Genomic DNA, 14431 nt, shown 5'->3' with positions numbered 1-14431 from the left:
TATCATATGCCGGAAATAAAGAGAAACGTTAATAAATAAAAGAGACTGCCAATGGCAATCTCTTATTATTTATTAACGGAAAGAAGACACGTTGTTACCCATTTCTTCATAGTAATCTAAAATACCTTGATAAATAGCTTCCGCTGCACTTTGTCTCTGCGCTGGTGTAGCTATTTTATCTGCATCACTTTTATTATCTACAAATGCTAATTCTGCTAATACAGCTGGCATTGTATTTTCTCTAATTACGTATAAATCGCCTTTTTTCACACCACGATCTTTTGTTCCCAGTGCATCTACAAGACGCTCTTGAATTTTTTCTGCTAGTAAACGACTTTCTGATACGTTAGGATTTGTTCCTCTTGCTGTCGCTGATTCATAGTAGAACGTTTCTGTACCTTGTCCATTTTTCTCTTCCGTGCCATTACCATGAATACTTACAAAAATATCCCCATTATTTTTTTGAGCAAATTCTACACGTTTCTTTAAAGAATCAGAAGCACTTGTTCCTGGACGTGTATCATCTGTACGAGTGAATAACACAGTAAATGGTGTCTTTTTCTCAAATATTTTCTGTAATCGTAGTGATACATCTAATACAGTTTCACTTTCTTTCTCATAATAACCTGGATTACCTGAATCCGCTCCACCATGACCTGGATCAATGATAATCGCTTTTCCTTCTAAGAAGTTACCTTGCTTCACTGGATTTAATTGATTTTTATTAACCCATTGGAAACCAGCGCCCATGCGGATACGAATCCAGCTGCCGTTCTCTTCAATAACAGTTACTTGTTGTGCGTTATGTGTTCCCATTACTTTTGAAGAAGAAGAAGCTTCTGCATAAGTAGTGAATCCTTCATTAATAACTTCTGTTTTCTCTACTAAAGGTGTCCATTTATCACCTTTACTTGTTGCAATTTTGATCCATCCATCTCGTTCTTCTTTAATTTCAACCATTTGTGGATTATGCTGATTTGCACTAATCCCAGAACTTAATGATGGTGCGTGATATGTAATGAATTTTCTATCTATGTACACTTTCTTTGTTTCTACTGGACGATCACTATTCTTGCTAAATTTATCTGTTTGCGCAGTAAGTTGAGCTGCTTGTTCACGCGTAATAGAATCATTCGGTTTCCAGCCATCCTCTGTACCTAACGAAAGTTTTAATTCTACTAAAATATTAACTTCTTCTTTACCCCAATGATTCTCTAAATCAGCAAATTTTGTAGGAACTGGTCCTGTTACTTTGCTTTTCAGATTATATGCTCTTACAAGCATAGCCGCCATTTCAGCACGAGTTACTTTTCCTTCAGGATCAAATACTCCTGGTTCTCGCCCTTTAATAATATTCTCTTTTTCCATGGCTGCAATAAATGAAGCTGCCCAACTATTTTTTGCATCATTATAAGACGGCTTTGCATTTGGATCTATTTTAGCACCAATTGCTGTTGCGATAATCTTTGCTGCCTGAGCACGTGTTAAATTTCCGTATGGCATAAAGTTACCATCTGGCATACCGTTAATTACATTTCTCTCTACTAAATAATAAATTGCGTCTTTTGACCACGCACTATCTGAAACATCAGGAAATTTCTTCGTTTCTGCTAAACTACTAATTGGATGTGCTAGTAAATTTGCTGCTAATAAACCTGCGGCTATTGCTTTGTACTTCATGAAAAATAAATCTCCTCTCAAAACTTCATATTCATTCATTTTTTTAATCAAGCTAACTAAAAAATATTAACTATTAATTAATTCCTTTCATAGTGTATAACATTATATATCTATAGTAAATACGTTTCCGGCCGTATAACAAAAATCGCATATATATAACTTATAATGAATGTATATAAAAAACTTTAATCAGCCCTCACCAATCTAACTTTTTTGCTTTCGCTGAATTTTGAGGTAGGAGTCTTACTGCCCGGCAAATAGCGGGATAAAAAAGCGATTAGGACATGTCTCCCAATCGCTTTGCCAAATAAAAAGCTGATTAAAAATAATATCTTTAATCAGCTCTCTATTATCTATGAAATTATTCTTCAATTAAATTAGACATTACATATGCATACACTAATGCTTCTGTATGCGCAATAGAACTTTCATGCGTACGTTCAAATGCGTGGGAAGAATCAATACCCGCTCCAATTAACGCATGTTTCACATCAAATCCCGCGCGAATCGCAGCTGATGCATCAGATCCGTAGTACGGATAAATATCTACTTTATATTCAATATGATTCGTTTTCGCAAGCTCTACTAAATGTTTGCGCAGTGCATAATGATACGGGCCGCTAGAGTCTTTTGCACAAATAGATACTGTATATTCATCAGATGCTTGTCCATCACCTAACGCTCCCATATCAACTGCTAAGTATTCAACAGTTTCTTCTGGAATGTTAGAGTTACCACCGTATCCAATCTCTTCATTATTAGAAATTAAGAAATGCGTCGTATATGGTAATGTTATGTTTTCATCTTGTAATCTTTTAATTAATTTTAATAAAATTGCAACACTTACTTTGTCATCTAAATGACGTGATTTTATGTATCCACTCTCTGTAATTTGAACGCGCGGATCAAATGAAACGAAGTCTCCTACTTCAATTCCTAATTCGCGTACTTCATCAGCTGAAAATACGCGCTCATCAATACGAACTTCAATATTTTTCTCATCGCGTTTTGCTTCACCTGCATCTTTATATACATGTACAGATGTTTGATGCATTAAAATTGTTCCTGTATACGTCTTGCCACTTGATGTTTCAATTTCGCAATATTCCCCTTCTACGGAGTTCCAGCGAAATCCACCAATCATAGAAAGACTCAGGCGACCGTCAGGCTTAATTTCTTTTACCATCGCACCTAACGTATCAACGTGTGCCGTTAATAAGCGGTGCTGTGCATCATTTTTCCCTTTTACCGTTAAAATAAGAGCTCCCTTATTATTACGTTTCGTTTCTACGTTCCACTCACTGACATAGTTTTCAATGAAATTAATAATTTTTGCTGTATTTCCAGATGGACTTGGAATAGAGACAAGCTCCTTAATCAGTTCCATCGTTTCTTTCGCATGATGTGCCATTGTCGTTTCCTCCTCTTTTTCTCTACTATTCAGTATACAAAATTCACCAGAAAACCTCTACTTATATAGCTTAATTTTCTAAATTGTAGTAAAATTCTTTTTAGTATATAAAAGGAGTTATAAAATATGAATATATCAAAAAAATATATACACATTGCACTCATTTGGTTTTTAGCATCATTATTTTGTTTACAAATCTCTTATGCCATTCACACTACTACTTCTATTACAATCGGCTGGATATTAACAGCTATCTTCTTCATTATTAGCTTCATTGCAACAAAAAAGCATAGCGTTACTCATTAACGCTATGCTTTTCCTATAAAACTATTCTTCTGAAACGTCTAATAAATAAATACCTCTTTCAAATCCACCGCGCTCTACTTCTTTTTTCTTACGAAGGCGTTCTACATCTTCAATCGATGCACCTTCTGCACGTGCTAATGAAATGATAACTTCTAGCGCATCCGCAAGAGAATCTAGCGCATGTTCGCGTTCTTTCATAGAAGCAAATTCACGAATTTCTTCCGTTCCAATTTTCGCTAAAGCCTGTATGTATGCTTGCCCTGTTAATTTTTGTGCTGTATACGTTTTTCCAGACATTAAAATCTTCTCTGGAACACGATCTCTTACTAACTTGTTATATGCTGACATCATTCATCCTCCTATATTTAATAACATCCGAGCTCTGCTTTATAGAAAAACCATTTTTTCTTCACGCACGCACTTAACATATCAATTCCTGATCCATGTGCTCTTACATGTGGAAAGAAATAGTGCTCTAAGTCTTCGTCCTTACCATATAGAGTTTGATACTCATCTGGAATCGCTTCTTTTTTCACATCTTTTTCTTTCGTCACCCCGTCAGAAAATGCAACACTTGGATGTCCCTCAAAAAACAACGCAGTCCGAACTGCCAAAGATGGTGTACTATGCAAAGCAGAATATGTAAGCAAAATAATAGTAATAACACCGATCATTTTCTTCATGTATTACTCCTTAAAAAAAGTGCTAACACAATTATACTAAAATGTGTTAGCACTTTCTCCCCTTTATCCCGAATTAACGAGCTAATAATCAGTGAGGAATGGACAAAATCCTCACTTCACTTTATTCCCCTTTAAATGCTGGTAAACGTTTCTCTAAAAACGCAGCAATTCCTTCTTTATGATCCGCTGTTTGTCTCATTGCATATTGACCACGCTTTTCTAATTGCAATGTTTGCTCTAAATTAGAGCGATTTACTTCACATAAAATTTGCTTCGTTTGAATCATTGCTTTAATCGGTTTTTGTGACCATTCATTAATTTTTTGTTTCACAGCCGTTTGGAAATCTTCGCCGATTACTTCATCAATTAAGCCGATATCAAGCGCCTCTGTCGCTGATAACTTCTTACCTTCCCAAATAATTTGCTTCGTCATATTTTCACCGACACGCTTTTGAAGGAAGAAATGACCGCCTCCATCTGGAATTAAAGCAATTCCAATAAAGTTCATTGCAATAACAGATGATATATCCGCCATTACATAATCAGCTGTTAACGCAATACTTAACCCAAGACCTGCAGTCGGTCCATGAATTGCACTAATAACAAGCTTTGGCATCGTATATAATGTCACGACAACTTCAGAAATGGTATTCATAATGCCATCAAACTTACTTTCATCATTACTTGAAAGCATCGATTTAATATCCCCACCCGCAGAAAAACCACGGCCGTTCCCGCATAACACAACGATATGCGCAGAACTTTCCGCTACTTCTTTCAACTTTTGTAATAACTCTTTTAAGGTCGGCTCATCCAACGCATTTAACACCTCTGGGCGATTGACCATAACCGTTGCAACGTGGCCTTCATATTTCACAACGACAGATTCTGTTTTACTTGTTATTTCCATTATATATACCCCTCTTTCTCCATAAAGATTATACTTATATAATTATAGAAAACCACTGAAAAATCCTTCTTTTTTCTCAATTTTCTGTCTAATAATCTCACAATTTGTACATTTACCGTATAAAACATACAATTCCGTTGAAAAATATAGAAATTAAAGTCGGTTTATCCATGCTTTTCATCTATTTACCATTACAATGAAATGGTGTATTCTTAAGTTTGATAAAAAAACAAATATTGAAATTCATTCGCCTTACTATGTAAAAAAGGCTTTATACCCATCTTTTGGGTGTTGTAATAAAGGAATGAAGAACTGGAGGAACATATGGTTAATAAGTTGAAACAAACGGATAACTACTTCCCACATTTCCTATTGCTATTCATTGTGTTTCAACCAATTTTAGATTTATTAACATCTTTTTCAATCTATATACTACACATGAGCGCAACAGTTGGAGTTGTAGTCCGTTTCGCCTTTATGCTTCTTGCATTAGGGTACCTACTTCTTCATCACAAACAACAAGATGCGAAAAAGTACATCCTCTATTTGTGCTTACTCGGGATCGCACTCGCAATCGGTCTTGTAAATAATATGATGGTTAAATCTCCAGTTTCATTTGGAGAAGAAGTTAAATTCATCTTAAAGAGCGTATATCCAATTGTGCTACTGTTTGGATATATTATCGCCTTTAAAGAGCTAAAAAATAAAGAGTATGTATTCCATAAAATCATTACATATTTCTTATATGCAACTTTAATTTTAAGCATTACAATGATTGTCGCAATGCAAACTGGAACGGATTTCCCAAGCTATCCTCACTCAAAAATCGGCTCAAGAGGTTGGTTCTTCGCTGGAAATGATTTAAGTTCTCTTTTCGCCATTATGTTCCCAATCATTGTCTTATATTCGATTCATAAAACAACTTCTTTCTCGAAAATATATTACTGGATTCCAACAATACTTGCGATGTATGCAAGTATTATGGTCGGAACGAAAGTCGGATATGGCGCAATTGTTATTACATTAGGCGTAGCACTTTTCTTCTCATTCATTGAATATATGATAAATCGTAAAAAAGATGGAAAAGGATTCACACATATTGTAAATACCGTTGTTGTCGCAGTTATACTAGGAGGTTTAATTGCTCTTACACCGCATACTCCTATCGCAAAAAATATGGGCATTCACATGCAAATATACGAATACAAAAAATCAGTACAAGAAGAGAAAGATCGAAAAGAAGGAAAAGTAATTAAAGCAGATCCAGAAGATGCAAAAAAACATGCAAAAGGTGAACTTACAGATTCTGAAGTAAAAAGTTTAATTTACAGTGATCGCGACAAATTCTTAAAAACATACAAACAATACTATAAAGACGCACCGCTTTCACAAAAACTATTCGGAATGGGTTACGCTGGTAACTACACAGATAAAATTAAATTAATTGAAATGGACTTCCATGACCTATTTTTCGCCTTTGGAATTGTCGGTTTCCTTATTTACTTAATACCTCTTCTATACTTTGGTATTAAATTATTCATCCGCATGATCACAAACTTTAAGAAAATCATGAGCGTAAAGTATATGCTATTAGCGAGCACACTCGTTCTATCACTTGGCATTGGCTTTATGTCTGGCCACGTATTAACAGCACCAGCCGTTAGTATTTTCTTCGTTGTTATACTCGCTTATATCATTGTTGATTTTGAAATTGAATAAAAAGAAGGTGCTACGAAATATTAGTAGCACCTTCTTTTTTATTTAATTAATGTTTTACGTATTCTAAACTTTCTTTTGCAATATACGCTTCTGTTACAGTAGGATTATCTGAAATAACTTTAACCCACGCTTTTCCATTTATTATCTCTTCACCAGTAACTGTGACAACTACATTTGTATTTAAACGATACAGTCGCTCATTTGATATACTAGGATTCTTTTTCACTTCCACGTTATTCATCACACGTGCAAGTTTGTACTTGTTGTATTCTTTTTTACCTAAATAAGAATCAAAACGGTTCATATGCCCCGCTACTTTTTTACCCCAGTTCGCATCAGATGCATATTTCGCATTTAAACCAGCAGCTTTATCACCTGTATATGTTGCTGTATAACGCCAATGTCCTGGATTTAAATATCCTTCATTCATGTATAATTTTGCTGCATGTTCAATACAATCTTCTTTTGAATTGAATGCTTCTCCGTTACCATATGGACTATCGTCTGTTGCTTTTAAACCAAATAAATTATTTTTGTCTTTTGCAAGAGCGCTTGTTCCATAATAACTTTCATGGATTGCTAATGAATATAAGAATAGTGCATTTACATTATACTTGCTTTCTACTTCTTTAAATTTCTTTCCTAAACCAATTAATGGAGAGTCTGGTTTAATCGATTTCACATAACTATCTAGTTGTTCAGCTGTATAATCTGTTTTCGAACGTAATGATAAATAATTGAAATATTGATAGAAAGTTTCGTCTCCAAATGTCTTTCCATCTACACTATACATTTGCTGTCCTTGCTTCATGAAAGAAGGTGCCACACCATATCTAAATTCTGTATATCCAGGTGAACTTGTGTTATATGTATAATATTTATGGTATAAATATCCATCTGATTTCACATAATAAGACGACTGTTTCATTTCATTTGTAGGAATTAAAGTGATTTCATTCTTCTTCACATAACCTGTCAAACCAGAAAGTTGAACTTTCACACGATCTTCGCCAACTTCTAACACTTTCAATTCTGTTCCATACTGAATATACGTATATACTGTTGACAAATTCTCATCATAAATATTAATGATGTTTTGCCCAGTTATTCTTTTCGCACTTGCAAAACCATCTTTAATCCATAAAAATTCGTTCTCGTATTTTACCGCATTCATACCTTTATTTTGAGCAGCCGTAACCGCTTCTTTATACGTATTATAGCGCTCTACTTCTTGCTCTGTTCCGTTTTCTCTTACATTTGTCACAACATATTTCTTAGTTTCTACAGGATTGCTATTTCCGTTTTTTTCAATCGTCTGAAGCATGCGATCCAACATAGCTGAAGCCATCCCTCTTGTAGCTGATAAATGTGGTCTAAATGTATTATCTTCTGGATACCCTTTAATAATTTGAGTAGCCACCATAACTTGTACATGCTCTTTATAGTTAATACTATCTTTATCAGTAAAGGTAAGCGGACTTACAGCTACTTTAATATTTTTATAGTCTAACGCTCGCTTTACCATTATCGACATTTCTTCACGTGTAATCACATCATTTGGTGAGAATGTCTCGTTCGTACGACCATTAATAATTTTCGCTCCATATGCTCTACTTACACCATCATATAAACCGTAAGTCTTCGGCACATCCTCGAAATTCGAATCAGCTTTCGGTAAATTTAAAGCCCTTGCTATGAATGTAGCAAACTCTGCTCTTGTTACTAATTTATCAGGCGCATATACATTGTCTCCATACCCCATTAAAACTCCTTTAGTAATAAGTGAGCGCATATTCGTCTCAAACATATGTCCTGTAATATCATCATTTGCCGCATAACTTGAAATAGGAGTTAAAAGTAATGATCCCGTTAATGCCACTGCTGTTATACCTTTTGAAAAAGTCTTCAAGGTTATCCTCCTCGTAATCTACGAATTTATTATCACAAATTTGATTATATAATAATCACAATCATTTTAGCATAATAAATAGGAATTAAAATAAAACGTTTTTTAATTAGAATTTTCATTAAATTCAAAACAAAAATAAAAGACACTTTACTTTTTTAATAAAGTGCCTTTTTCCATATGATCAATGAGTTTCTTTGTTGCCTGTTTGCCTTGCAACCGAAGCTCATCTATTGTCAATTGTAACTCTTGCTGCACAGTTCCTTGTTGCATTAATTGCTTTTTCGCAATTTCATATAAATACTCAGCACTCCATTCGCCATCCACACTTCCTATAACTGGCTGATTCACTTGACTTAAAAACGAATCAATTTTCGGATCGTATGAAATCCCGACCATTGGAGTTTTGGCTACAGCAGAAAAAACTAGTGCATGAAGACGCATACCAATTAGTAATGAACATTGTGATAAAATGAATATTTTCTCGTCGATATCCATTTTATATGGAAGCATATACGTCTCTTCTCCCATTAAGTCTACTACTTCACGCGAAGCTTTTTGATCAAATGGCTCATGCATTGGAACAAATAGAATTTGGTATCCTTCTTGCTTTAATTTTTTTAATGCCGCAGCTAATTTTTTTATATAATCTTCTTTTGCATTCCAATAACGCACACTAACCGCGATTACTTTTCCATGTATCGAATGCTTTTGCAACCAATCCGATTGTTTTGTCCGTTTCCATGTTAAAACAGGGTCTGGAACAATTTCAATATCGTTTTTTATGCCAAGTTCTTTTAAATATAAAAACGAATCCTCATCTCGAACTGATACATAGGAAGCTTTTGACAAGTTCCATTTTACTAATAGACGATTATATCCTTTTGTAATTGGACCTATTCCTTGTGAATAAATATAATACGGCTTTTTTAATAATCGAGCGAGTCCCATAATACCCGTATAATATAGAATACTCTTCGTACTTGTCTGATCTTGAAGAAGGCTCCCGCCACCGCTAATAACTCCATCACTGTTTTTTATCGCATGATAAACAGCTTTTATATCCCAGCGATCTACCGATTCTACACCATACATTTCCTTTGTATATTTAGAATCATTTGATAGTACTACTAGTTCTATATCCGGGTTCTCTTTACTTAACGATTCAATAATTGATTGTAGAATCGCCTCGTCTCCAACATTATAAAAACCATAATATCCTGATAAGACTAAACGCACCCTAAATCTCCTCCAAAACTAGGTAACCGTTTATTTCATCTAACATAAACTAGTACCCATTCCTTACCTAAACACTTGATACCCTACATAGTTTCCTCTTTATCAGTTCATATGAATTATAATAAAAAATTAAATTTCTATATTTATCTTTTCAAAAATGGTATTTTGTTTATTGATATCCATTTTAATTTCAAAGCACATACACCATACAAAATGGTTGTAATACTTAATGCTATACCACTGAATAATAACGTCATAATTCTTGAAGTTGTAACATCTATCACATTACATAATTCATACAATCCTAGTCCCAAAATACATGCTATTGCTAGCACACCGAAAAAGCTTTTTAAATGAATAGAATAGGCAATATAGCTTCGAATATACAAATGATTTACAATACAAATCAATACGTAAGTAATTAATGTACTATACGCCGCTCCATCTATGCCAAACTTCTGCACGAACATCATGTTTAACATGACTTTCACACAACTCGCACCAATAACAATCCATGCAGCTTGTGCAGAACGGTTAATGCCCTGTAAAACACCTATTGATAATACCATAACCGCAGTAAAATACGAACTGCCAATCATAACTGTTAACATACTACTGCCTTTTACGTCTGTGAACAATCCGACATTTAACGGTACGGTTAATGCCATCAACCATATTGTTAACGGTGCTGTCAAAACATGCGCTAGTCGATTTGTATTTTGAATTGTTATTTTCGCCAAATTTATATCTCTTTTGGCCAATGCGGAAGTTAAGAGTGGTATTAACGGAAATACAATTGCACTTGCAAAAATAACAATTATTTGCGTGAATGCAAAACCGCGACTGTATATTCCAAATTGTTCTTGAATTTCTGCTGATGATCCTTGTAATACATGTGGTATTGTAAGCGAGTCTACTAAATTTAAAAGTGGCATTGATAAAGCTCCGATAGCGATTGGGATCGATACCCGCAATATCTTTTTGCCGTGTTCTCTTAAATCTCGGAGCGAATAGGAATTGCTTTTATTGTAGTATGGACTTCTATTATATTTTATACGCAAATATATAAGCGAACTAATGACTCCAAGAAAAGAGCCAACCATCGCACCACTAGTAATAACAGTATTACTCTTATCCCATGATACTAGTATGTAAGCAATTATTAACATAAAAAACACACGTACAAATTGCTCAATGACCTGTGATACCCCTGTTGGTTTCATATCACCGAAACCTTGAAAATACCCTCTATACACCGCCATGTATGGCGCAATGAGTAATGCTAATGAAGTAATAAGCAACGGCATTCTAGTTTCTTGTCCACCGAGCATATTCGCAATTTCAATAGAAAATAATACAATGACTAAACAGCCGAAAACGCCAAATGCTATCCCAATAATTGACGCTGATTTAAATAATTTCGCAATTTCCTTTTGCTTATTTTTTTCGTTCAACTCTGCAATTAGTTTCGAAATTGCAAGTGGAACTCCGGCTACCGATAATGTAAGAGCAATCATATATACAGGAAAAACAAGGCGAAAAATACCGAGCACTTCATCTCCTGCAATATTTTGTAATGGAATTTGAAAAAAACTACCAAGCAATTTTGACAAAAAAGTTGTAATGGTTAAAATTGCTGCTCCTTTTACAAATGTTTTATTCATATTTTTTCTCTTTTCTTTTATACATATACTCTCAAACATATTGTTTTAAGCGATAGGGATTCATTTTATCCCATTGGTTATCATAACAAATTTATTATAGGTTGAATACTTGGTTTTTTTTTCAAAATAGAAAAGCGAACCCATTTAAGCCTGTCTCTTCACAATATTTTTCTAATTCCTTCCATTATATATGTACACACTATAAGCGTTTCTGTTACGCCAAAAGAGCCCTTCCTCTCTGTCACTGCGATACATATTACTAAAAACATTATAAAAACATCCCACAACTCTACATTATAATTTATGTAAAATTGTGAGATATTCTAATTACTATCTAAACACTTAAGATTTTCAATTGCTCTTTCTGTTCATCGCTTGCCATTACTGCGATTGTTTTTTCAATACTCGGATGTACTTGCTCAAGCTTTACACTTGCTCCTACTTTATTTGATTGCTCAACAAAATTTAATAATGCCATAGCTCCTGATACATCCATATAACGCACATCTTTCATACGTAAAACAACCGGTGACTTCACATCTTGTAAAGTAGAGAAAATACGATCTACTGATAGGAAAGAGAGCGGCCCTTGAATTGTGTACGTTTCTTCTTTTTCTTTTACGATAGAAGTTTTACGTTCTTTACATTTCACCATATATATGATGAACGAAAGAATAATACCGAAGGCAACAGCAATCATTAAATCGAACTTCACCGTTACAATCATCGTTACGAGCATAACAACGACATCACCTTTAGGAGCGACATGCATCTTTTTCATGCTTCCCCAATCGAACATTCCAATACCAGTTAAAATTAAAATACCTGATAATACAGCAAGTGGAATATATTGTACGACCGAACCAAGACCCATAATAAAAATAAATAAGATAACACTATGCATACATGCCGAAAGTGCCGTTTTACCGCCACTTCTTATATTCACGATAGACCTTACAGTCGCACCTGCACCTGCTAATCCGCCAAACAATCCGCTCATCATATTACCGATACCTTGTCCAACGAGCTCTTTATTACTTTTATGACGTGTACCTGTCACATTATCCATTACGACCGATGTTAACAACGAGTCAATCGATCCTAATAAAGCAATACTAAGCGCTGGTAAAATAAGTGCTGCTATTCCTGTTCCACTTAAAGATGGAATATGAAGCGTAGGTATCGCTTCTGGAATGGTTCCAATCTTTTCAATTACTTTATTTAGTGAAAGATTTCCGATAATCGGTAACTTTACTGTAAGTCCTTCGAGTAGAGAAGAAAATAAAGGAAGCAAAGCTGTCACACCGACTAGTGCTACTAAACTAGACGGAATCGCCTTAATCCATTTGCCAGAAACAATCATTACAATAATCGTTAACACAACAAGTAAAAAACTATTTTGTACGTGCTTTATTTCGCCTAAAATAATGATTAATGCAATACCATTCATAAATCCTGAAACGACAGGATACGGAATATATCGAACGTAAGAACCGAGCTTACATACACCGAATAAAATTTGAAATAACCCTGCCATCATAAAGGCAATAAAACTTGCCTCTAACCCGTGCGTCGCAATAACTCCTGTTGCAATAACGGTAATTGGTCCAGTTGGCCCTGTTACTTGCCCAGGTGTCCCGCCAAATAACGCTGCGAATAAACCTGCAAAAATCGCACCATACAATCCAACAAGCGCTCCCTCAGACGTTCCTGTCGCGGCAATACCAAATGCAATCGCAAGTGGTAACGCAACAATCGCAACAGTAAATCCTGCTAAACATTCCTTTGCTATTTTTTGAAACATAAAAAAACCACCTTTGTATAAAGTCCATGTTCCATTGTACACCTAAAAAGATACATTCGTTAGCTCACTTTTTACATTCTCGTGACGTAAACGTATTCAACGAAAAGTTTTCCCCTTATCTTTGGAAACAATTGCAACTATGCTATAATGAACAAATTAAATCTTTTACTATATACTTGGAGGCACTATGCTAACTTTTGAAGAAAAATTATCGATTATTGAATCTTTCCCAGAACTAGAAAGAAAGAACGTATCATTAAAACGTGTAAACTTCCACTTTGAAGAAAGTCGTTTAGATAAAAAGAACGTTGTATTTCATTTACACCCAAATGGAAATGGATTTGTATATGCAAGCGGTATTAAAGGTTATAAAACAGATGATAAAGGCATGGTTAACATCCGTGAGTTTTCAGCAGAGGAGTTACGTTCAGTAATTGAGAAATCAATTGACCTTCTATCACAAGAAGAGGTAGTAGCACCTGTAGAACCTGCGAAAGAAGAAGAATGGCAGAACGAAGATGGTCATATTCTTACTCTTATTTCAGAGGATGACATGTGGAACGTGTACGCTGGTGTAAACTTAGACGGTACATTCAACTCTTATCCAGAAGCTGCGGAATACCTTGATGAAGAAGGCTTTTCACGCAAATAAAAATAGAAACCTATTTCATTCAACGACTTTTATAGTAATCAAAGAAGACACTTAAGGTGTCTTTTTTTGTTATATAAACTCCTTTCTCACACTATCTCTACTAATTTTCATAAAATGATTCAGAGGAGGTTTATATGAATACAACTGCTAAATTAATAAATTGGAAAGAACATGGCGATATGATTATTCTAGAATGTGAATTAAATGGAAAACGCTTCGAGATATCAACATATAAACAAAGAATATATAATGCACACCTTTTATCAGCTGACGTTTATATTCGTTTAGACTCATCTGATAATATAATTGGAATAAATATTTATAAAAAGTAAGAAAAGCCCCCTATTCCGTAGGCGGGCTTTATCTTTATTACACAACATCAGAGTATACTCTCTTTTTTTCATACAGTTTATGTAATTATACATATTCATCAAAAAATACACTAAATGAATATTAC

General features: G+C 34.6%; 13 protein-coding genes. 4 read left to right on the top strand and 9 right to left on the bottom strand.

The annotated features are described in order from the left end of the window. Positions 1–72: 72 nt before the first annotated feature. Entirely contained in the window at positions 73–1680 is a 1608-nt protein-coding gene (locus DN407_RS04595) for an N-acetylmuramoyl-L-alanine amidase (protein WP_149216044.1), read from the bottom strand. Between the two features lie 361 nt (positions 1681–2041). Continuing rightward, positions 2042–3091, bottom strand: coding sequence for a M42 family metallopeptidase (locus tag DN407_RS04590; protein WP_000930027.1), 1050 nt, complete (start codon positions 3089–3091; stop codon positions 2042–2044). Between the two features lie 126 nt (positions 3092–3217). Here DN407_RS04590 and DN407_RS04585 point away from each other — a divergent pair, with 126 nt between their 5' ends. Further along, positions 3218–3397 carry a hypothetical protein gene (locus tag DN407_RS04585; RefSeq protein ID WP_001027083.1) on the top strand — a complete coding sequence of 60 codons (180 nt, stop codon included), beginning with the start codon at positions 3218–3220 and terminating at the stop codon, positions 3395–3397. Between the two features lie 21 nt (positions 3398–3418). Here the strand turns inward: DN407_RS04585 and DN407_RS04580 are convergent, their stop codons facing one another. From DN407_RS04580 to DN407_RS04570, 3 genes are all read right to left on the bottom strand, one after another. Beyond that, the gene (locus DN407_RS04580) at positions 3419–3745 is read right to left on the bottom strand and encodes a nucleoside triphosphate pyrophosphohydrolase (protein WP_001277348.1); all 327 of its coding nucleotides are present in this window, start codon (positions 3743–3745) and stop codon (positions 3419–3421) included. Between the two features lie 17 nt (positions 3746–3762). Further along, complete coding sequence (locus tag DN407_RS04575) at positions 3763–4080, bottom strand: hypothetical protein (protein WP_000738198.1); 318 nt, start codon at positions 4078–4080, stop codon at positions 3763–3765. 121 nt (positions 4081–4201) lie between these two features. Then, positions 4202–4990, bottom strand: a complete 789-nt coding sequence (locus DN407_RS04570) for an enoyl-CoA hydratase (RefSeq protein ID WP_000406892.1) — start codon at positions 4988–4990, stop codon at positions 4202–4204. Between the two features lie 324 nt (positions 4991–5314). Between DN407_RS04570 and DN407_RS04560 the strand changes: the two genes are divergently transcribed. Further along, positions 5315–6709, top strand: coding sequence for an O-antigen ligase family protein (locus tag DN407_RS04560; RefSeq protein WP_065704782.1), 1395 nt, complete (start codon positions 5315–5317; stop codon positions 6707–6709). Between the two features lie 46 nt (positions 6710–6755). Here the strand turns inward: DN407_RS04560 and DN407_RS04555 are convergent, their stop codons facing one another. The 4 genes from DN407_RS04555 to DN407_RS04540 form a co-directional block, all read right to left on the bottom strand. Next, a complete protein-coding gene (locus tag DN407_RS04555) occupies positions 6756–8618 on the bottom strand; it encodes an S-layer homology domain-containing protein (protein WP_000847506.1) in 1863 nt (620 codons plus the stop codon). 147 nt (positions 8619–8765) lie between these two features. Beyond that, positions 8766–9854 (bottom strand): polysaccharide pyruvyl transferase CsaB, encoded by a 1089-nt coding sequence (gene csaB / locus DN407_RS04550; RefSeq protein WP_001241591.1) that lies wholly within the window; start codon positions 9852–9854, stop codon positions 8766–8768. Between the two features lie 143 nt (positions 9855–9997). Then, on the bottom strand, positions 9998–11518 hold the full coding sequence (locus DN407_RS04545; protein ID WP_001043994.1) for a putative polysaccharide biosynthesis protein: 1521 nt from the start codon (positions 11516–11518) through the stop codon (positions 9998–10000). Positions 11519–11852: 334 nt separating this feature from the next. Beyond that, positions 11853–13322, bottom strand: coding sequence for a SulP family inorganic anion transporter (locus DN407_RS04540; protein WP_000486650.1), 1470 nt, complete (start codon positions 13320–13322; stop codon positions 11853–11855). Between the two features lie 187 nt (positions 13323–13509). Between DN407_RS04540 and DN407_RS04535 the strand changes: the two genes are divergently transcribed. Together DN407_RS04535 and DN407_RS04530 are read left to right on the top strand one after the other, a co-directional pair. Then, a complete protein-coding gene (locus DN407_RS04535; protein WP_000954998.1) occupies positions 13510–13974 on the top strand; it encodes a hypothetical protein in 465 nt (154 codons plus the stop codon). A 134-nt stretch (positions 13975–14108) separates the two neighbouring features. Next, complete coding sequence (locus DN407_RS04530; protein WP_001098258.1) at positions 14109–14306, top strand: hypothetical protein; 198 nt, start codon at positions 14109–14111, stop codon at positions 14304–14306. The last annotated feature ends 125 nt before the right edge of the window (positions 14307–14431 follow it).

This window comes from Bacillus sp. JAS24-2 (genome assembly GCF_008274905.1).
Taxonomy (GTDB): Bacteria; Bacillota; Bacilli; order Bacillales; family Bacillaceae_G; genus Bacillus_A; species Bacillus_A cereus.
Note: the sequence above shows the minus strand (reverse complement) of the source record. Positions and strands in the feature narration are given on the sequence as shown.